Source organism: Candidatus Nomurabacteria bacterium (assembly GCA_020631975.1).
Taxonomy (GTDB): Bacteria; Patescibacteriota; Saccharimonadia; order Saccharimonadales; family CAIOMD01; genus JACKGO01.
Genome location: JACKGO010000002.1, coordinates 104182 through 124912, shown reverse-complemented (window position 1 = coordinate 124912; position 20731 = coordinate 104182). Strand labels below are relative to the sequence as shown.

Below are 20731 nucleotides of genomic sequence, written 5' to 3'. Positions count from 1 at the left end.
TAAGTATGGATAACGGGAGAAGTCCAGAAGGCCACGGCTACCCAGAGCTGTACACGCAATTGCAACGGCAGTGTTTTGCGCAGCTGAGGGGCTATGCATGGTCTCCCGAACTCAGCGGTCTTATACAAAGTACTCCAGATAAAACTCATGGCCATGATACTTATCTAGAAGAAACAAATATCATAGCCTTGGCACAGCGTGAACAAGCTGAACAGGTAACATTAAAGCCATACATCTTAAGTTACAAGTACCCTTACAACGCTACACAACCAAAGTCAGAGGCTAGTTTGCTTGACGAAAGCAATTATATTATCACTGCTATTGATATAGATGACCTTGCCAAAGAATACCAACTTCACCCAAGTGCGGCAGTAATTAATACACACCAAACTTTTACAGGTATACACGCTGTTGAACCATTTAATAGTGCTGTTGTAACAGACTTGCAAAACCTGCGTATACCACATGACATAGATGAATATTCCCGTTACTACGAAGAATACCGCAGTAGCCAAGCATATTTTATTGCACTCGCCATTATTAATAACGCACATCCGTCTTTGATTGCTACTCAACTAGGGTCAGCCTTGTATGAACTAAGCACTGTAGACAACCTACAGGATCCACAACATCCCAATGTATCTATAAGATTATTCAGACCTCCACAGTCTGTAAATCAACCCGCAGTGCCAGAACTTGTAAATATTACCCACGGTGGCACGCCAGTAGCTTACTATAAACAAGCAAAAGCCCCGTCTGTAGCGGTTGATTTAACGACGGGTCTCACAGAGCCAACTGATGATTCACTACGCAGTGCCTACGCAATAACTACAGTAGATGAAATCATAGACATGATACAAAATAGCTTATTGCTACCAGCACACCAAGCTGCGCGTATGATACAGATGCGCCAAGAGCGCACAGAAGAAAAGGCCACACATCGCAAAAACGCGTTGGTTAGGTTTATTGGAACGCTATTGAATCGATAGAATTGACAAATAATTATAAAAGTATTATAATAATAGTATATACATAGAACTTTTTAGTACACGTTTTATTATGCATTAAAGAAGTAAAGTATACGTATGAAGAATATACACATACCACCAACAGATCGCCTTACAGGTTTAGTAGTATTGGGGCGAGGCAATACGCCAATTGGAGTCTCTGAGAGGTCTATTGCTAATGCAACAACTGCTGCAGAGCATTTATTAGATGGTAAGGCAGACTTTGCTATAACATCTGGCTGGGGCCCGTCCGCAGAAGAAGAGTATCCTATTTCTGAAGCAGATGCCATGCGTAAGCATATTCTTACTTTGTACCCACAGGCGAAGGTAATAGGCGAACCATCGTCTACAACCACGTTTGAAAACGCTGCTAATGTCGCAGGGCTCATTGATGAGCTTGGCTTCTCTACGCGTAGTCTCCGCTTAGTAGTTGTGGCGAGCTGGGGCCACGCCCATAGGGGTAGTCTGTTACTTCAAAAAGCATTGCCAAAAGGGCCCTTAGTAGAGGTGTTGCCAACAGATGTGCCTGTATCGCCCAAGGAACGGATTATGGAAGCGGTACTTTTGGGTTTATCTGTGGCTGCTCTTGCAGGTGTGACACCGGGCGACACGGAACAATTTAAACAGGCTGCAAGACGCTACCAGCATTTGGTAGAAACTCCCAAAAACAGTACATTCATACAAAAGATACACCCCGGACGTTCCTAGTGGTGTTTGTTGGTACACAACTGGCCTGTAACACTTACACTGCTAGACGTTAAACTTAAATTCTACGACGTCACCAGGCTGCATAACGTAAGTTTTGCCCTCTGTACGCACTTTACCAACAGCGCGGGCAGCTGCCAGTGACCCGGCTGCAATTAAATCTTGGTAGTCTACAACATCAGCGGCAATAAAGCCGCGTTCAAAATCACCATGTATTACCCCGGCAGCTTGCGGCGCAGTAGCGCCTTTTTTTATTGTCCAGGCTCGGACTTCTTTTTCGCCTGCGGTTAAGTAGCTTTGTAAACCCAATGTTTCATAAGCAGCGTGTATAAGCTGAACAAGCCCAGATTCTTGTACACCATATTCTGCCAGCATCTCTGTTCTTTCGGCCTCGTCTAGGCTCCGTAGTTCATCTTCTAGCTTGGCATTAACAAACAAGGCAGCGTTTGGTAAAACCATTTGTGCAAGTTTTGTTTGCACAGCTGCATTACTAAGGCTGTCTTCATCTACATTGAACAAATAAATTATAGGTTTTGCCGTAAGTAGTTGCAGCTCTCTATAACCTATAACCTCTAACCTTAAACCTTCATCGCTATATAGTGGTTTGCCAGCGTCAAGAATAGCTTGGACTTCTTTTAAAATATCGAGCTGCGGTTTCAATTTTGGGTTAGTGCGAGCTTCTTTTTGTAATCGGGGCAATACTTTATCTAGTGTTTGCAAATCTGCCAGTACAAGCTCGGTGTTTATGACGTCTATGTCGTTGGCTGGGTTATGGGTATTGTCTACATGAACAACATTTGGGTCAGTAAAGCCACGTACCACCTGCACAATCGCTGCACATTCACGGATATGGCTTAAAAACTGGTTGCCTAAACCTTCGCCCTTACTGGCACCGGCAACTAAGCCGGCAATATCGGTAAATTTTACCGTAGCGGGGATGATTTTTTTACTGTTATAAAGCTTGGCAAGCGCATCTAGCCGTGGGTCGGGTATTGGTACAATCCCTGTATTTGGCTCTATGGTCGCAAAAGGGTAGTTTGCAGCCAATATATTATTATTGGTTAACGCATTAAACAGGGTACTTTTACCTACGTTAGGTAGGCCAACGATTCCAATACTTACACTCATATATTTTTTGCCTTTCTGCTATGCTTTTTTATCCATTTAGCAATTTCTGTGATGTCTGGCTTATTGTTTACTATATAAAGAGTGTATTCTTCTATAGTCTTATTATCTGCAAGCAATATACAGCCATTTAAATATAAAAACCGATACATAGTTAGTACCGCCGTTCTTTTATTACCGTCTATAAATACATGGTAATTACAAATGCTTTCATATAGCGAGGCAGCTTTCACGTATATATCTGGGTATAAATCGTACGTACCAAAACGAGTCTTTGGTTTTTCTGCTATCGATAGCAACAGCCCAGGCTCTCTTACCCCTAAAGCACCGCCTGTTTCAACTATGATGACATCATGAATAAATACAATATCGTCTGCACTAATGTATCGCATTACTTTTTACTCAAAGCGTCTAGAGCGGGGCGGTATTGTTTTATAGCGTCCTTGGTCCATTCAGCCAGTTCGTTATCGGCCGTAGTGCTAGGGGGCAATATCTCAAACACCGGCTTTGACCTTTTAACAACAGTAAAACGTTCGCCATTTGCTACACGCTCTGCAATTTTACCAGCGTTTTGTGAAAGTTCTTTTAAGCCAATAATTGTCATAGTATGTCCTTAAAGTTATTTTATAAGTATACTTAAAAGATAACATTTAGGCAAGAACGGCTGTGCAATATTGCTTTTTACTAAAGCGTAGCTTGCGTGCTACAATTTCTATAATATGAGTGACTACGCGACCAAACAAGACGTACAAGAAATTGTTGATAAAGCTATAAACAAAGCAGTCAATAGCTTAGCAGAAATAATTAGTGATTTTGCAACCCAGGTAGACGAGCGGTTCGAACAAGTAGACAAACGTTTAGATAAAGTAGACGAACGTTTAGATAAGGTAGACAAACGTTTAGATATGGTAGACAAACGTTTAGATATGGTAGACAAACGTTTAGATAAAGTAGAAAGCAGATTAGGTAGTTTAGAATCTCGTGTAACAAATATAGAAACGGCCCAGGCGCAAACGAATAACCGCCTAGAAAATATAGAAGGTCGCCTAGAAGCACTAGAAAACGATGTGAAAGAAATTTATAAAATATTGGCCAAAAAAGACCCAGCTGTAAGTAAGTATCAGCAGCAACCTTTAGAAGATCAAATTGTAGAGGCTTATAAAGCTATAGTGCATATTGCTAAAAAAGCAAACGTATCTTTGCCAAAATAACCATTTTTTAAACGCGATTACATTTTTTGCAACTACATAAGCGCGTTGCTATTTACTTTTTAGTTAAAAGCTGGTATTATATTACACGAGTGTTCTATGTGTAGCAATACATGTAGGGCCTAGAAGCTTCCTTGGCCACCCTGGCCGATGAAGAATGACAATTAGGAAGGAGGTGATTCGGATGTTGAAAAACATTCCGAAGATCCTTTGGGCGTTGCTGGGAACGGTGACGCTCATTCTGGCCGGGGTGCTCGGAACCACCCCAGCTACGGCAGAAGAGCCCGACTTTGGGCTAACAGTCTGGTACGATTGTGACGAAGATGCCCTGGTAGCAGATTTCGTGCTACCGGCTAACTCAGGTACGGGTAGCCTGATGACGTTCATAGGACCGTACGGAGACCTGGTGTCAATGGACGGTTTGGTGTCAGGAGAGGTAGGCCCAAAGATACTCACTGTGAGAAGGCAGTTACCTCGTGGTGTAGAGATATTTATGGAAGGCCGTCTCTTTACGGAGAACCTCGGGACTCAGAGTACCGGAATATTCTCATTGGTTCTGTGCGAGGTTGAGCCGACACCAACGCCAACCCCCACGGTAGAGCCGACACCAACGGTAACACCGACGGTGACGCCAACACCCACCCCAACGGTGGAGCCGACACCAACGGTAACACCGACAGTGACGCCGACCCAGTCAGTACCACAACCTCAGGCTGTCAAAGGCCTGAAGGTCAAGGTAAAGAAGACCAAGGTCAAGGCGACCTGGAAGTCTGGCACCGCCACCAAGTGGCAGTGCAAGACCAAGGTTGTGAAGGGCAAGGCGAAAGTCAAGCCCAAGAAGCGGATGGTAACGTCTGCTAAGTGCACCTTCAAGGTCAAGCCCAAGACCAAGAAGGCCAAGGTCAAGATCACGGTCCGCGAAGTCGGCGGACCCTACAAGGCCAAGACCGTTAAGCTGAAAGCTTAACGGTAGCAAGGGTGTCCTAGCTGTGTGCTGTGTGCTCGCTAATACCGAGCACCAGCCCAGCTGGGGCACCCGTATTTTTTTGCTTAAATTTAATGCTTATGATTAACTTAATTATAAGAAACCCACTAATATTTATATGAAACACCATAAAAAACCAACCAATAAAGACATTGCGCTCGCCAAGCGCCCTTCAGCAACGCAAAACAGTAAAACAATTGTAAGTAGCGTTGGGTCCAGCTCGAAATTTACTATTCTTAAAAATCGTAAAAATATATTTATTATCGTGATTAGCCTTTGTGCATTGATACTGTTGGTAGCCACTGGCGCTTGGTATATTAATCGTAGTGATGATAAATTAGTCTTCCCCGAGCCTCAACTCCAACTTGATGATGTAGCGGGTTCATTAGATAGCCTACTTCAGCAAAAATTACCAAGCGATGCTTCTATTACCCAGAAGACCGAATACTACGAATCAATCGTATCAAAACTAACTGCCTTAGAAGATACACGCCGCACAGCAGAGATCTATATAAACCAAATTCAACCCCAGGGTATTAAACTTAGTATTGAGGCCTCTGAGTGGTTGGTAACTTCGCTGATTGCGAATGGCTATAAACAAGAAGCGCGCGCCGTAGCAGGCGAACTAGTAGTCATGCTCAACCAAAGAATGACAGAAGTGCCACCAGACAGCCAGCAAAGCTTATCTAGCTTAATACAGTATTATGCGACCCTTAAGGATACATTATGATGAAAGCTATGCACTACAAAGTATTATCACTATTTTTGTTAATAAGCTTTTCATTATTTGCATTTGGTAATTCTGCATTGGCCTTAAAATGGCCGGGTACTCAGTGGTCGAACGAACCAATATCTATAAAGCTTGCCAGGGATGATTCTAAACACGTAGATACGGCAATGTCTTTTGCGGTGTACATGGATGGGAATACCACCACAACTAAAGATCGCACATTTAAAGTAATTCTAGATAACTTAAATTGTGTGAAAAAATTTAAATACACATTTGATAGAATTGATATATTTGGGAATAGCATTAATAGCACTACGCGTGATTGTAAAGACAATGATAATGAATTTAAAGTTTCTTATGATATTGCTGGCGCTTTTTATGATTCTCAGTTAGCTTTAACAAAATACATGTTTACTATTAAAATGAATAGCCCTCCTGACGAAAGCAGTATGAAGTTTAAGGTACAGGTGGATGAAGCAAAGCATATCGGTTTTGTAGGCAGTCTCAGCTATGATTATACAGTCCCCATAGCGATAGACTCCACAGACAGCTCTGTATACACCGACATAAATATCAATATGAATTTAAATTGTTATTCGACTTCTAATGAAACAGGAATAATTTACGCATATGACATAGATAATTATGCAGATAACAATGCTAGGGGCGCACAAGATAATAACAGCCCTGGAGCTCCTTATAATCGAAAAACATTTGATTATGACGGATCAAATAATGGTAGGGGTAAAGTACTTGATGGTTATGTTTTTAAAGATTTATACTTTGGGCTTACAAGAAAAGACACCGGCAATCGAATGAAAGCTATAGATACAAGCACATCTGCAAGCAAATGGGCTAAAGAGGTAGGTTGGGATAAAACTGACGCAAATAGATACAAACCTTTGCATGACGCAACCCAAGCAAGTAATTGGGAGAGTTCTGATAATTTTGCATGGTTAAAGTATACAATTAAACGTGGTATAAATTACAAATTAACTATTAACGATCTTAATGCTCAAAATTATTTATCACTCATGGTGTTCCCGATGAATGAACAGCCGCCATGTAACAACCCCCCTAAATGGACTATTTCTGGTAGTGCTAGCAGACAACGCACAGCTTTTACCGGGCAAACGGTTAGTTATTCTCATTCTATAGAAAACATTGGCCCAGATAAAAACGATGAATCTATTGACGGCGATGTTACGGGTGATACAGGTATGGCAGATGATTACACATCATACGATATACCTACTGATTCGAACGTAGGCACCAAGAGACAAACAGGTGTTGGAACGGTACCAGCACGGTCTATTGTAATGAATAATGTAGGTAATTATTGTGATACGTTATCATTCACACCAACAAGCTGGAATAGTGACGCTACAACGAGCACTAGTGATTGTGTGCACATTATTGACCCTGACGGTGATGTGCCTACTACTGTTAGCTACGAGAAGGGCAGCGAAAGCATTTCTATCAACGAAGCTGATGTAAAAGTAAATAACGGCGGAAGTTGCCCGTCGACCCCGATACGGATACCATTTAGTTGGAGCATTGGTGGAGTGTCATCACCTGCGGGTACTGGTTTTTGGTATGGTGGGGCTTATGGCTGCAATCCGCCGACAAATGTTATTCCAATTCCTGCAGCAATTATCGGTCAGCTCAACCAATCAGCCCCAGGCCTCAGCGGTATTAAATATTGCCTAAGTGTTAATAATGAACAACAAAAATGTGGTGAAATCCTCGTCTATGAAGTCCCCTTTGCTCGTTTTTACGGTAATGACATATATGCGACAGCAGGCGATATACGCTTTAATTCTACAGATAACCCTAGTGGTACCACTAAAAGGGGTAGTGTAGACCAATATGCAGCGTTAGCGTTTGGTACAGTTACTATAGATACATCGGCGTTTCGTACCATTAACCCTGTACCACCAGATGGTCTAGATGCCTCTGGCTCAAAAGCTATATCAGGTAAAAATGCCAACCAAGTGTATACAGATGTAACTGGGAATTTGCCAAAAACATGTGGTGAAATTGAGAGTGGCGGGCTCAATGCTACTGAAGACGGTTGTTATATTATAAAAAAAGCTACTTCTTTAACTCCCACCAATAACTCATTGCCTGTTCCTGACTGGGCTAAAGATAATGGTGGCATACCCGTATTAGGCTGGGGTGATACTTTTGGCAGTGGAGTAACTACATATACCAAAAAAATAACGGCCGTCAATCCTACAGATAAGATGTTGATGATTGTAGGTGATGTCATCAATCTTACTAGTGCAGCAAATTATACGGATCCTGCAAAGACTGGTGTGCTTTTAATTATTTCCGAAGGTCCCATTGTAGTAGATAACAATGTTAAGCGCATAGATGCAATTTTAGTTTCTAAAACAGGTATATATACCTGTGGATACGCAGGTTATGGCCCAGCTGCAAAGGTAGGGCAAAATCAGATACATTCAACCTGTAGGGTGCCTTTAAATATAAATGGAGCGGTTTCTGCACCTACTATAGATTTTAGAAGAGGCGGTGGTAGTAGGTACTTAAATACCTCACCAGGTGACGAGCAGCAAAACTGCAACGTTAGTAAGGGCATACAAAACTGTGCAGATAGAGGTAACATGCCAAACAATACTGGCAAATCAGCAGAAATTATTAACTACCCAGCATATTTATATTTTGCTAAACCATACCTTAAAAACCAAAGCACTCCTGGCGATACCGTGGATGCCATGTTTGTGGTACCACCAAAGTTGTAAAATAACTATAATTTGTTTGCTTGTGTAGCGGTTATGCTTTAGAATAAACACTATGAGTGTCCTAAGTGGCGTCTCAGACTTTTTTGGCCTTGATATTGGAACGTCGGCAATCCGCCTAGTACAATTAAGAGGAAGTGGGCCCGTAAAAGCGCTAGTAAAATACGCACTTACCCCTATAGATACAAAATTAGTTCTATCAGACGCAAAAGCAGATCAACAAAAAGTAGCCAGCATTATAAAAGAGCTCGTCGCCCAAGCACGAGTGAATACTAAAAATGTGACGGTTGGTTTGCCATCGCAACGTGTTTTTACTACTGTTGTAGACATAGAACGCCTTAGCCCATCTGAACTTGCCAAAAATATTAAATTTCAGGCAGACACACTCATACCCACGCCACTAGACGAAAGTAAAATAGACTGGGCGCTATTGGGTGATTCACCAGTAGATGCCAACAAAGTAGAAGTACTTATTTCTAGTGTTGCCAACACTTATGTAGAGCAACGTCTAGACACACTAGAAGCAATTGGGTTAAATGTTATTGCCTTTGAACCAGACACCATTGCACTAGCGCGAGCCATGACCAGTAGTGATGATACCGCTCCACAAGTAGTCGTAGACATTGGTACAAATTATTCAGACCTCGTCATTGTTGCCGGCGGTACGCCAAAACTTAACAGGTCTATCCCCACAGGTTCGGACGCTATTATAAAAGCTGCTATGCAAGGGCTTGGCATAGACGATAAACAAGCCGAGCAGTTTGTTTATAAATTTGGCCTAAGTAAAGACAAGCTAGAAGGCCAGATATACGCTGCAATTATAGGCACAGTAGAAACATTAGTATCAGAAATAGAAAAGTCAATTAAGTTTTACCAAACACGTTACCCAAACGCACCAATTACAAAGATAGTTGTCACCGGTGGCGCATCTACACTACCGGAGTTCCCGCTGTTTATCGCCAATAAGTTTGGTATCAATGTAGAAATAGGCAACGCTTGGCGTAATGTCACTTTCCCAGCAGATAAACAAAACGAACTACTTTCTGTAAGCAACCATTTTGGTGTGGCAGCAGGCTTGGCGGAGCGAATAGAATGATACAGATTAACTTACTACCAAGCATTAAAGCAGAATACGTAAAAGCACAACGCACAAAGCGTACTGTTATAACTATTTCTATTATCGCGGTGGCCGTGTCTCTTGGCGTGGTTGGTTTGTTAGCTAGCGTGGCGTATGGTACTCAGCAACTTCAGCTTAATAATCTAAAAAACGACATAGCTAAAAGTGAACAAAATATTAAAGACGTAAAAGATTTAGACAAAATACTTACCATTCAAAACCAGCTTTTTGCACTCACCCCATTGCATGAATCTAAGCCAGTTATGGAACGATTATTTACGTACTTGCAGCAAACAACTCCAGACTCTGTGGTACTAGAAAAGTACGTCATTAATAACGAAGATTTTACGTGGTCTGTAGATGGCGAAGCACCAAGCATAGAACTTGTGAATAAATATGTAGACACCTTAAAGTTCACAGAAATCGCACCAATACAAGAAAACCAAGAAAAGCAATATGCGTTTAGCGAAGTAGTATTATCATCGTTTAGCAAATCAGAAAAAGGTTATACCTTTACGATTGATTTTAAGTTTAGCGATCAACTATTTTCTTCTGCAAATACAGATATAAAATTGCTTATTCCTAATATTACGACTACTCGGTCACAAACACAGTTACCATCTAGCACAATATTTGCACCTAGCTCAGATTCACAGGAGGCTCAATAATGGCACGTGCATTACCAAAGGGCTTTGGCCAGCTATCTACCAAGCACGTATTGGTAGATAAGGCAAACACCACAGTTATTGTTGCCGCTGCGGTGGCTGCAGCCATTGTCGTATTTAGCTTATTTGCCAGTAAGGCTTTAATAGATAAGATTAGCTACCAAAACAAAGTGATTAGCAAAAGAAATGTTGCCAATAAACAGCTTAAAGAAAACATAGACGCAAAAGATCAGCTTGTTGTCTCGTTTGCGGCGTTTGATGAAAGTCCAGAATCTGTGCTGGGCACATCAGAAAAAAATAGCAAAATTGTGCTCGATGCACTACCAAGTAAATACGACTTTCCGGCCCTTACCACCAGTATAGATGGCATCATTACTGGTGCTGGTATGTCCGTAGAGAGCATTACAGGAGCAGACCAAGAAATTTCTGCAGAACAGAGTAGCGTGAACCCAACACCTATTGCTATACCGTTTGAATTTGGTGCAATTGGTACGTACGAAGCTGCCCAAAAATTACTCACTGATCTGCAGCGGTCTATCCGACCATTTAAAATTCATTCGGTTGATTTCACAGCCTCTGAGGGCGGTGTAGTTAGTGTAAAAGTTACGGGCGAAACGTTCTATCAACCAGCTAAAGACTTAGGCATTCAGTACAAAAAAGTAGATAAAAATGGTAAATTTATTGGTGGTAACGAAGCAACACCGCCGGCTACAGACACTAACACAACAGGGAGTAGTAACTAAATGAAACGCAAAGATATTATGGTTATTGTAGGTATCGCCATTGTGAGTGCTATCTTTAGTTATGTGATTTCTAATGCACTGTTTGGCACACAGACAGACCAAAGCAAATTGCTAGAAGCCCCAGAAGTACAGCCAATATCTGCTGAATTTCCTACACCAGACGAACGATTCTTTAACCCCCAATCGCTTAACCCAACCAAGAATATTACTATTGGCGACTATTCACAGTAAGGAGTACTAAAAAGTGCCCGTACTACTAGAAGATACTCAAAAACAGGTAGAGCAGCTGTTGGTTAAAAACGGTCTCATAGAAAAAGCCCAGCTAGATGCCGTGCACGCCAAAGCGAAAGAAAAAGGTGAACCGTTTTTTCAGTTACTAGTTACCGAAGAACACGTTACCGGCGAAGAACTTACCAAAGCTATTGCCCAAGTAACCCGTGTACCGTACGTAAACCTTAGCACTGCCCGCGTAAACCCTAAAGTGCTGTCTTTGTTGCCGTTAGAGGTTGCAGAGCGTTACATGGCCGTACCGCTTGGCGAAATGCAAAATAGGCTGGTTGTAGCTATGTTAGATGCCAGCAACGTGCAGGCTGTAGACTTTTTATCTAACAAAATTGGTCGCCCGCTTAAAGTGTACATGGCGAGCCAGCAGGGTATAGAAGATGTTATTAAACAGTATGGTGTTGATGTTACGAAGGATGTAGAAAAAGCCCTCGAACAAAAAAAGTCAGACGATGCCGCCGGTGCTACCAAGACAAAGAGTATTCAAACCATTGTTCAAGATTCGCCTATTAGTAAAGCCTTGGCAGCAATTATGGATTATGCAGCCAAAAGTCGCGCCAGTGATATTCATATAGAACCACTAGAAAAAGAACTCAAAATTCGTTGCCGTATAGATGGCGTGTTACGCGAAATTATGAAGTTACCAAAATCTACCGAACCAGCACTTATATCGCGCATTAAAATTTTATCTAACCTTAAAATAGACGAACATCGCATACCACAAGACGGCCAGTTTAGTATTATGGCCGGTGGCAAAGCTATTGATCTGCGTATTGCAATCTCGCCCGTGGTATGGGGTGAACAGTGTGTTATTCGTTTGCTAGATAAATCTGGCACTAGCCTTATGCTAGAAGACATGGGCTATTCTGGTAGAGCCCTCCGTACGATTCGTGAAGGTGCTAAAAATCCTAATGGGATGATTTTAACATCTGGGCCTACTGGTTCTGGTAAATCAACCAGTATGTATGCGCTTATCCAAGAAATTAAAAGCGATGAAATTAACATCGTTACTCTAGAAGATCCTGTTGAATATAAAATGGAAGGCATTAACCAAATACAGGTTAATAGTGAGGTAGGGCTAACCTTTGCCAGTGGCCTAAGGTCTATTTTGCGCCAAGACCCAGACGTAGTAATGGTTGGGGAAATTCGTGATGCAGAAACGGCCAGCCTAGCAGTGCAAGCTGCACTTACAGGTCACTTGGTGCTGTCTACGCTGCACACAAATAGTGCAGCTGGTATTTTGCCCCGTTTGCTCGATATGGGCATAGAACCGTTTCTTATTGCCAGTACGGTGCGGACAGTCATTGGCCAGCGTTTAGTACGCCGTTTGCATAAACCAGAACCAACTGAATCTAGCCCCATAGAAGCAAAAGCCATAACAGAGACAATCGGCTCTTTTTTGCCAACCACAGAAGAAGCCAAACCAGCCGTTGTAGAAGATTTAGGCTACGGGGACTTGCCACTGGCTAACCAAAACGCTTATACTTTGTATAAGGGTAAAGATTCACCAATCACACCCGGTGGGTATAAAGGGCGCCTAGGACTCTACGAAGTCTTTAGCGTCACCGAAGAAATACAAGATTTAATTATCAAACATGCTACCAGTGCCCAAATACAAGAAATGGCACAACAGCAAGGGATGATAACGATGCGGCAAGATGGCTATTTTAAGGCATTAAGTGGCCGAACTTCTATAGCAGAAGTCAACCGCGTTGCAGCATCAGATAGCGCATAACAAATAATAAGGTGGAACCATGCAAGTAGCACAACCAAGAATAGAAGTACTCCTAGAAGAAGTAATCAAGAAAAAGGCCAGTGACCTCCACTTACAAGTTGGTTTGCAACCCATGTTGCGTGTAGATGGTGCTTTAAAAGCAGTAAGTGGAACAGATGTTCTTACAGAAGAAACCGTAGAAAGCTTAGTGTTTGCATTGCTAGATGACGATCAAAAGCAGATTTTGCTAAAAGACAAAGAATTTGACTTTAGCTTTGCGTTTGGTGATTTAGGGCGGTTCCGCGTAAATGCCTTTCACGAACGTGGTAACTTGGCAGCAGCGCTGCGTTTAATACCAAGCGAGCTTTTATCTGTTGAGCAACTTGGCTTGCCAAACATTGTGAATAAATTTGCCGAATACCCGCGTGGTTTAGTATTGGTTACTGGGCCAACTGGTTCTGGAAAATCTACTACTTTGGCGTCTATGATTCATAAAATTAACACCGAACGTGCAGAACACATCGTTACCATAGAAGACCCAATAGAATTTACCCATAAAAGCCTTAAAAGCGTGATAGTACAGCGCGAAGTTCACTACGATACGTTTAGTTTTAGTGCAGCCTTGCGTAGTAGCTTGCGCCAAGACCCAGATGTAGTACTTATTGGCGAAATGCGAGATCTAGAAACGATTGCCGCTGCTATTACAATTGCAGAAACAGGCCACTTGGTATTTGCGACGCTACACACAAACAGTGCCGCCCAAAGTATAGACCGTATGATAGACGTGTTCCCGCCACACCAGCAGCCACAAATTCGCTCACAGCTTAGTAATATTTTAATGGCTATCTGTTCGCAGCGGCTTATCCCAGCTATAGGTGGTGGCCGTATTGCAGCTGCAGAAATACTAGTGGCAACTCCGGCCGTACGTAACATTGTGCGTGAAGGCAAAACGCATCAGCTAGACGCTGTTATACAAACTGGCGCAGAATTTGGTATGCAAAGCATGGATAAAACACTAGTGAGCCTTATTCACAGCGGAACAATTACGTACGAAGAAGCACGTAATTATGCCGTAGACCTAGAAGAGTTAGATAGGCTTATGAGAGGCTAGGCGCACCTATATGTCAACATTTACATTTACCGCTCGCAACCCGCAAACTGGCCAAAAGTTACCTCTACTGTTCAGGCAGATAACGAACGTGCCGCCGCCAAAGCCATAGAAGGCCAAGGCCTTGCAGTTGTAGAAATTAAAGTAGAAAAAGAAGGCGGCTTTGGCAAAAAAGTTAAAGCAAAAGATCGTATACTGTTTGCGCGCCAGTTAAGCACGCTTATTAGCGCTGGCTTACCACTGGCACAATCACTCCGTACCGTGCAGCGCCAAACTAGCAGCAAACCCATGAAGATTGTGATTGCAGAGGTTATTGGTGATGTAGAAGCTGGCAAAAACTTTCAGACGCCCTAGCATCCCACCCCAAAGTGTTTAGCACGGTGTTTGTGAGCCTTGTGGCAGCAGGTGAAGTGTCTGGTACGCTAGATAACTCGCTTGAACGGCTTGCTTTTCAGCAAGAAAAAGACGCCGAAATTCTTGGTAAAATACGTGGCGCACTCGTATACCCACTCGTAGTTGTAGGTGTTATGTTAGCGGTCATTGGTTTTATGCTTGTAGGTGTATTACCGCAAGTAAAAGTTTTATACGATAGCCTACCGGGTGCAGAACTACCACTCATTACTAAAGTGCTACTATGGATGTCTAACACACTTGTTACTTACTGAGGGTCGTCATTATCTTAATAGGGTTTGGTGTATTTTTTGGTAGCAGATGGGCCCGCACGCTTGGAGGCAAACGATTTATAGACAAGTTTAAAATGAAGGCACCACTTATTGGCCCACTGTTTATGAAGATGTACATGGCGCGTTTGCCCGCACTGGTACAACGCTAGTTGCCAGCGGTGTACCACTGCTACAGATGCTAGAAATTACTAGTAAATCGGTAAATAATGTATACATAGAAGATTCTATAGACCACGCTATTAGCCAAGTAAAAGGTGGTAAAAGCCTAGCAGATTCACTCGAGGGCGACCCGAACTTCTTAGAATTAGTGCCAAATATGTTGCGTATTGGCGAACAATCTGGCCAGGTAGAATCTATGCTAGAAAAAACTGCCGAATATTACGAAAAAGAAGTAGATCAACAAATTAAGACCATCAACACCATCATAGAACCAGTACTTATGATTGTGCTGGGTGTCGTGGCGCTTATTATTGTTGCTGCGGTGCTATTGCCTATTTACGGCTTGGCTAATCAGGGGCTAGGCGCTTAAAAAACGCTTGCATTTAATTGGTAATACAGTATTATTAAGGTATTATAAGTAAACATAATCATGTTCAAAAGAAGGGGCACCAAACATATGTTTAAAAAAGAAAATAAAGGGTTTACAATCATAGAAGTTTTGATTGTGCTGGCAATTGCTGGTTTAATAATGCTTATTGTATTCTTGGCAGTACCGGCACTTCAGAGAAACAGTAGGAATACATCAATAAGAAATGACGCACAATTACTCGCAGGTGGAGTAGGTGATCATCGATCCAGCTACAACGGCACAACGCCAACGGTAGGCGCTGGGACAGGTACGATTACACTTACCGGAGGCGGAACTTCAACCGTAACACTAAACGGATCAACACCGGTAGCGCCAGTCACTGCTTTGCCAACTACTGCCAGCGCAGTTCCTGGCACGCTGTACGTAGCCACTGGTAGAGATTGTAACTTTGTTACAAGCGCAAGAACTGTTGCCATATGGTTTGTCACAGAGACATCGGGCAGTGGCGAAGCACTTCAGTGTATTGAAGGCTAAAGGGTATAGATATAAATAAAAGAAACGGTTATAGCAGCCGTTTCTTTTATTTTACTCAATATCTGTGAGATACTTTTTAGGATGAGCATTTTGTTAACAGTCTATTTATTTGTACTTGGGCTTATATTGGGCAGCTTTATTAACGCATGGGTGTGGCGCTTGCGCCAACTGCTCAATGACGATGGCGACCCAAAAAAGCTCTCTGCCACAAAACGTAAAGAACTGTCTATACTGCATGGCCGTAGCATGTGCCCAAGTTGCAAGCACGCCCTTGCTGCCAAAGACTTAGTGCCGGTATTTAGCTGGTTACTTTTAAAAGGCAAGTGCCGCTACTGCCATGCGCCAATTAGTGCCCAGTATCCGCTTGTAGAGCTTATAACGGCAGTAGTATTTGCTTTGTCTTATATCTTTTGGCCCATTAGTACAGCGCAGTATGGCTGGGTACTGCTTGCTGGCTGGCTTGTTACCCTAGTATTTTTGCTCGTGCTGGCGATATACGATGCAAAATGGTACATTTTGCCATCTAAACTTATTTACCTAGGTATTATTACGTACGGCGCAAGTTTGCTGTTTTATGCAGTGCTTAGCGGTGTAACTAGCACACTGGTTAATGCAATTGCTGCAGGTGTGCTTTATTTAGCTGGTTTTTTTGCGCTTTTTTATGTGTCATATATTGTGCAACAACATAAAACCGGTGCAAAAGCGTGGCTTGGCTTTGGCGATGTACGCTTGGCGTTTTTACTTGGGCTTATAGCTGGGTCGCCCCTAAACGTTTTTATTGCAGTATTTTTAGCTAGCTTAGTAGGTTTGGCAGTAGCAATACCGGGGATCGTATCTAAAAAACTCAGTGTCACGTCGCACATACCGTTTGGCCCGTTTTTAATATTGGGCGCTAGTTTAGCCTTATTTTTTGGTGATAGTCTAAGCAGCTGGTACAGCACCGTACTTTTAGGCCTATAACAGTGCTACCAGCTCTGTTGCAAAAATTGTGCTTATGGTATAATGCAGGGTAATGAAACTAATAAAAAAACAAACAGGCTACACCATACTAGAAACGCTTATCGTGTTAACAGTTACGGGTGTGCTTTTCACGACTACCGCCCTACTTATACAGGGGCAGGTAGAAAAAACACGTTACCAAGATAGCATGCGCCAAATACAGCAGACTGTTCAACAAGCAATAAAAGATACAGAAAACGGTTACTTTCCGGGTGCCACGGGGAATGATACGGCTGGAACGGTGCTCGCAGGCAAACGCATTTATTTTTGTACTGATGCTCCAGACCCGAACGATGATGAAAATTCTAGACAACCATGTACAGCTGGAAAAAGCATGATAAGAGTAGAAAACATATATGCAGACTCCGGGGGTTCGCTAGACACAGACGTAGAGCTTAGCAATGGCAAAGAAACGTACATAACATACCCGGGGAGCATTAACTACAAATATCACCACAAATCTAATGGTACATACCCAAGAGAATCAACAGGCTTTGCAGTGATGTTTAAGAATTTTTCAACCACTGATTATGGCTCGCAAACAACAAGCCTTTACGAGGCTTATATAGATGACAATAATATAACAACGCGCTCAGAAGATGAATGGACAAAAGACCGTACTCCACTTTACTGGAATCAGGGTAAACGTATTTGTTTTGACGGGTATAAAAAAGGTAGCCTAATTATTGGCCGTAACGGTAGTACAAACGTAGAAATGAATTTGGATGATCCAGAATGTATTCACTAAAAAGACATAAATCACAAAAACTTATAGATCATTCTGGTGATACGATAGTTGAAGTACTTATTGCTATTACCGTTCTTAGTTTTGCTCTCGGGTTAAGTTTTGCCACTGTTAGCAGAAGCAATGCTGGTTTACAGGCGAATAAAGAACAGTACCAAGCGCAACAACTGGCAAATCAACAGGTAGAATACATACGTGCTTCTGACGCTGGCTCTAACGGTGGTTCGACTAGAAATGATTTTGCAAGTGGGTCATTTACTTGTCTTAAAAATGTCGCGGGTAAGCTAGAGGTCCAAGCAGATTGTAAAGATATTAGCATGGGTGGTGCAAATATATATGCAATTGAAATATCTTGTGTAGATCAGGCAACAAAAGCTATAGGTGCAATTTGTAGTACGAACAAAACAACGAATTCTGTATACTCTATTGTTGTTACATGGGCTAATGTCAAAGGTACGCAGTCTAAACTGGAGTTACAATATGCCATGTAGTAAAAAAGGTTTTACAATAGTTGAGCTTATGATAGCTATGCTAGTATTTGGCGTTGCGTCATTACTGGTTACTGCAGCCGTAATAGGTATGTCACGTCAATATCAGAAAGGTTCATATACAGCACAATTAAACGATGCGTCGCGTAGTATTCACCAAGATATATTTAATGCCGTTGCATATGTTAATAAAGATGCAGTGACCAACATGAAAACAGAAGATTCTGTAACATATTTTTGTATTGGAAATGTAATGTATTATTGGTCATTACCAGATGGTAATACCATAAATAATGGATTGTTTAAAAGGCAACTAAGCGATGCAGCCTGCGAACGTGGCCAAGCAAATGGTGGTACAAATTTACTACCGCGCAATGGATTTGTCAGTCAATTTACCATTACACAACCATCAGCAGATCTTGGTGTATTTGATATAACTACTCGTTTTAACGTAGGCACATATGATATGTATAAAAATAATTCGTATACCGAATGCTTACCTACATTGCGTGGCGGTGATTTTTGTACAATAGTAAATTATAATAGTAGTGTGAAACCGAGGATACAATAAATGGGATATATAAAAATGCAAATGAATAAAAAGCCTATTAATTTTAATCAATCTGGGGCATCAGCAATAATGTTTGCTTTGTTCTTTATTATGATAATATCGCTTATATCGGTTGGTTTTGCAACGCTGTCGAGACGCGATCAACGGGCGACAATAGATAAAACACTATCATCACAAGCTCAACTGGCAGCTGAGTCTGGTATAAATGCAGCTAACACATACATATCGGAAAAAGTGAAAAGCGGTAGTTTGGGTGCTTCTAACCCAGGTAGTGTAAAAAACGGGTGTGAAGAAGTTGGTAACTTTAAATATCCAGTTTTTTCTGAAGGTGTACGCATCACTTGCGTGACATGGGATGCCAAACCTGAAGAAGCAGTTAAGACACTGTCGCCGTATGACGGGTGGAGTTTTACCACAACAAATTTTACAGGTAAAGACCTTATTTCTTGGAAGGTGGACGCATTTGCCGACAGTATGAGTGCATATGATGGGGCCATTGGTCGTACGAATTTGAAACCTGTGCAACCAGGCAAATTACCCATACTGAAAGTTGCTAGTGTATCAACTGCAGATATAACCAATACAGCACAACCAAAAATAGAAGTTTATTACCTTATACCAGCTTCTAAGGCGGGTGAAAATATTGCTCCAACGCCAATAAATTTAGAGGATGGACCTACTAACAATAGAGGTAATGCGGCTGCATTTAACGTGACTTGCTCAGCCAACGGTGAATGTAAAGCAGATCTGAATGGCTACGCAAATGCTTCTTCGTTGCCTAATTCTAGGTTATATTATTTTCAGATTATAGGTGATCAATCCGCTACACTGAAGTACCAAGCATTGAGCGGTGCCGTACCTGTCAAACTAGACAACATACAGACAAAAATTGACGTAAATGCTATCGCGCAAGACCAATCTAAAAGACTAATTAGCTATATCTCAACATCTCCAGGGTCAAATAGCACGTGGCAACCATATTTTGGAGCATTAGCTGATAGTTTGTGTAAAGACATCAAAGTAGATGGCGCTAATAACTTTAACATATCAGGTGGTGGCGCTTGTCCTGCGCCGTAATTAGGCTTTATTATGGAACTTTTCGTGGACAGCTCTTAGGTGTGGGTCGGTAACGTGGGTATAAATTTGGGTGGTAGCAATGTTACTATGGCCAAGCATGGCTTGCACGCTTCGTATATCGGCACCGTTCATGAGTAAGTCGGTAGCAAAGCTATGCCGCAAGCTGTGCGGGCTCACATGCTTGGTAATGCCCGCTAGCAGGGCGTAGCGCGCCACCATACGCTGAATACTGCGTGGTGTGAGCCGACGGTAGTTACCAGTTGTGTTGGTTGCTGCTTTGCCCCCATAGCTAATAAACAGGGCAGGTAATGCATCTTCACGCGTATCTATATAAAGTTGCACCCAATCAGCCGCTTGCTGGCTTATAAACACTGGGCGATCTTTTTGGCCTTTACCACGTACGGTAAATTCACGGCGCTTTAAGTTTATGTGCGCTGTATCTAGACTCACTAGTTCAGAAACGCGCAAACCGCTAGAATACAGTAATTCTAATATCGCTCTATCGCGCAAACCAGCTATTTCTTGTGTGTTGGGTTGCTCTAGCAACCGTTCTAACTCGTCTTTGTCTAAAAAGGTAACTTTTGTGCGCGCTACTTTAGCGAGCTCTATTTGGTCGGCGCTCATCGCTGCAATATCACGTTTATGGCAGTATTTTAAAAAGTTGCGCAGGGCAATTAGGTGATAATTTTGTGTCGCCTTACCAAGCTCGTCAGACCTATCAGAGCCAAGGTCATTTAGCCACAGGCGCCATTTTCGTATTAAATCAGGCGTTACTTCATCTATTGTTACGTCACCTGCAAAATCAACCAAACGCGTTAGGTAGTGGCTATAGTTGGCAATTGTTTTTTTTGAACGGCCACGCTCTATAGCCATATATTCTAAATAATCCCCAATGAGCGTTTCTAAATCCATACTTATATTGTACGACATTCCCCCCATCCCTCAAAAACACAT

25 protein-coding genes are annotated in these 20731 nt (G+C 42.2%); 21 read left to right on the top strand and 4 right to left on the bottom strand.

The window, feature by feature from the left end; all coding sequences use genetic code 11:
- Positions 1 to 5: 5 nt before the first annotated feature.
- Both H6795_02745 and H6795_02740 read left to right on the top strand, forming a co-directional pair.
- The gene (locus tag H6795_02745) at positions 6 to 989 is read left to right on the top strand and encodes a hypothetical protein (GenBank protein MCB9817429.1); all 984 of its coding nucleotides are present in this window, start codon (positions 6 to 8) and stop codon (positions 987 to 989) included.
- Positions 990 to 1085: 96 nt separating this feature from the next.
- Positions 1086 to 1715 carry a YdcF family protein gene (locus H6795_02740; GenBank protein MCB9817428.1) on the top strand — a complete coding sequence of 210 codons (630 nt, stop codon included), beginning with the start codon at positions 1086 to 1088 and terminating at the stop codon, positions 1713 to 1715.
- 42 nt (positions 1716 to 1757) lie between these two features.
- Here H6795_02740 and ychF read toward each other — a convergent pair whose 3' ends face one another.
- Genes ychF through H6795_02725 form a run of 3 tightly spaced genes read right to left on the bottom strand, consistent with a single transcriptional unit; the run spans position 1758 to position 3441 of the window.
- Positions 1758 to 2840 carry a redox-regulated ATPase YchF gene (gene ychF / locus H6795_02735; protein ID MCB9817427.1) on the bottom strand — a complete coding sequence of 361 codons (1083 nt, stop codon included), beginning with the start codon at positions 2838 to 2840 and terminating at the stop codon, positions 1758 to 1760.
- Complete coding sequence (locus H6795_02730; protein ID MCB9817426.1) at positions 2837 to 3229, bottom strand: type II toxin-antitoxin system death-on-curing family toxin; 393 nt, start codon at positions 3227 to 3229, stop codon at positions 2837 to 2839. The genes ychF and H6795_02730 overlap by 4 nt, the downstream gene beginning before the upstream one ends.
- Positions 3229 to 3441 carry a type II toxin-antitoxin system prevent-host-death family antitoxin gene (locus H6795_02725; protein MCB9817425.1) on the bottom strand — a complete coding sequence of 71 codons (213 nt, stop codon included), beginning with the start codon at positions 3439 to 3441 and terminating at the stop codon, positions 3229 to 3231. The genes H6795_02730 and H6795_02725 overlap by 1 nt, the downstream gene beginning before the upstream one ends.
- Before the next feature lie 115 nt (positions 3442 to 3556).
- On the opposite strand from H6795_02725, the gene H6795_02720 reads away from it, so the two are divergent.
- The 19 genes from H6795_02720 (at position 3557) to H6795_02630 (ending at position 19777) form a co-directional block, all read left to right on the top strand.
- Complete coding sequence (locus H6795_02720; GenBank protein MCB9817424.1) at positions 3557 to 4048, top strand: hypothetical protein; 492 nt, start codon at positions 3557 to 3559, stop codon at positions 4046 to 4048.
- A 154-nt stretch (positions 4049 to 4202) separates the two neighbouring features.
- Positions 4203 to 5012 carry a hypothetical protein gene (locus tag H6795_02715; GenBank protein MCB9817423.1) on the top strand — a complete coding sequence of 270 codons (810 nt, stop codon included), beginning with the start codon at positions 4203 to 4205 and terminating at the stop codon, positions 5010 to 5012.
- A gap of 136 nt (positions 5013 to 5148) precedes the next feature.
- Positions 5149 to 5760, top strand: coding sequence for a hypothetical protein (locus H6795_02710; GenBank protein MCB9817422.1), 612 nt, complete (start codon positions 5149 to 5151; stop codon positions 5758 to 5760).
- The gene (locus tag H6795_02705; protein MCB9817421.1) at positions 5757 to 8525 is read left to right on the top strand and encodes a hypothetical protein; all 2769 of its coding nucleotides are present in this window, start codon (positions 5757 to 5759) and stop codon (positions 8523 to 8525) included. Before H6795_02710 ends, H6795_02705 begins: the two co-directional genes overlap by 4 nt.
- 52 nt (positions 8526 to 8577) lie before the next feature.
- Entirely contained in the window at positions 8578 to 9618 is a 1041-nt protein-coding gene (gene pilM / locus H6795_02700) for a type IV pilus assembly protein PilM (GenBank protein ID MCB9817420.1), read from the top strand.
- Positions 9615 to 10307 (top strand): hypothetical protein, encoded by a 693-nt coding sequence (locus H6795_02695; protein MCB9817419.1) that lies wholly within the window; start codon positions 9615 to 9617, stop codon positions 10305 to 10307. Before pilM ends, H6795_02695 begins: the two co-directional genes overlap by 4 nt.
- The gene (gene pilO / locus H6795_02690) at positions 10307 to 11047 is read left to right on the top strand and encodes a type 4a pilus biogenesis protein PilO (protein ID MCB9817418.1); all 741 of its coding nucleotides are present in this window, start codon (positions 10307 to 10309) and stop codon (positions 11045 to 11047) included. The genes H6795_02695 and pilO overlap by 1 nt, the downstream gene beginning before the upstream one ends.
- Complete coding sequence (locus H6795_02685) at positions 11048 to 11278, top strand: hypothetical protein (GenBank protein ID MCB9817417.1); 231 nt, start codon at positions 11048 to 11050, stop codon at positions 11276 to 11278.
- A gap of 13 nt (positions 11279 to 11291) precedes the next feature.
- Positions 11292 to 13064 carry a type II/IV secretion system protein gene (locus H6795_02680; protein ID MCB9817416.1) on the top strand — a complete coding sequence of 591 codons (1773 nt, stop codon included), beginning with the start codon at positions 11292 to 11294 and terminating at the stop codon, positions 13062 to 13064.
- 19 nt (positions 13065 to 13083) lie between these two features.
- On the top strand, positions 13084 to 14154 hold the full coding sequence (locus H6795_02675) for a type IV pilus twitching motility protein PilT (GenBank protein ID MCB9817415.1): 1071 nt from the start codon (positions 13084 to 13086) through the stop codon (positions 14152 to 14154).
- An 18-nt stretch (positions 14155 to 14172) separates the two neighbouring features.
- A complete protein-coding gene (locus H6795_02670) occupies positions 14173 to 14505 on the top strand; it encodes a type II secretion system F family protein (protein ID MCB9817414.1) in 333 nt (110 codons plus the stop codon).
- Between the two features lie 14 nt (positions 14506 to 14519).
- Positions 14520 to 14816: a type II secretion system F family protein gene (locus H6795_02665; GenBank protein MCB9817413.1), complete on the top strand. Its 297-nt coding sequence runs from the start codon at positions 14520 to 14522 to the stop codon at positions 14814 to 14816.
- 184 nt (positions 14817 to 15000) lie between these two features.
- Positions 15001 to 15363 carry a type II secretion system F family protein gene (locus H6795_02660; protein MCB9817412.1) on the top strand — a complete coding sequence of 121 codons (363 nt, stop codon included), beginning with the start codon at positions 15001 to 15003 and terminating at the stop codon, positions 15361 to 15363.
- Positions 15364 to 15450: 87 nt separating this feature from the next.
- A complete protein-coding gene (locus H6795_02655) occupies positions 15451 to 15897 on the top strand; it encodes a prepilin-type N-terminal cleavage/methylation domain-containing protein (GenBank protein ID MCB9817411.1) in 447 nt (148 codons plus the stop codon).
- A gap of 81 nt (positions 15898 to 15978) precedes the next feature.
- Positions 15979 to 16857, top strand: a complete 879-nt coding sequence (locus H6795_02650; GenBank protein MCB9817410.1) for a prepilin peptidase — start codon at positions 15979 to 15981, stop codon at positions 16855 to 16857.
- 52 nt (positions 16858 to 16909) lie between these two features.
- Positions 16910 to 17644: a type II secretion system protein gene (locus H6795_02645; protein MCB9817409.1), complete on the top strand. Its 735-nt coding sequence runs from the start codon at positions 16910 to 16912 to the stop codon at positions 17642 to 17644.
- Positions 17632 to 18132, top strand: a complete 501-nt coding sequence (locus tag H6795_02640) for a hypothetical protein (GenBank protein MCB9817408.1) — start codon at positions 17632 to 17634, stop codon at positions 18130 to 18132. Before H6795_02645 ends, H6795_02640 begins: the two co-directional genes overlap by 13 nt.
- Positions 18122 to 18700, top strand: coding sequence for a prepilin-type N-terminal cleavage/methylation domain-containing protein (locus H6795_02635; GenBank protein ID MCB9817407.1), 579 nt, complete (start codon positions 18122 to 18124; stop codon positions 18698 to 18700). The genes H6795_02640 and H6795_02635 overlap by 11 nt, the downstream gene beginning before the upstream one ends.
- A complete protein-coding gene (locus H6795_02630; protein MCB9817406.1) occupies positions 18701 to 19777 on the top strand; it encodes a hypothetical protein in 1077 nt (358 codons plus the stop codon).
- Here H6795_02630 and H6795_02625 read toward each other — a convergent pair whose 3' ends face one another.
- Positions 19778 to 20707 carry a tyrosine-type recombinase/integrase gene (locus H6795_02625; protein MCB9817405.1) on the bottom strand — a complete coding sequence of 310 codons (930 nt, stop codon included), beginning with the start codon at positions 20705 to 20707 and terminating at the stop codon, positions 19778 to 19780. It lies immediately after the preceding gene.
- Between the last annotated feature and the right edge of the window lie 24 nt (positions 20708 to 20731).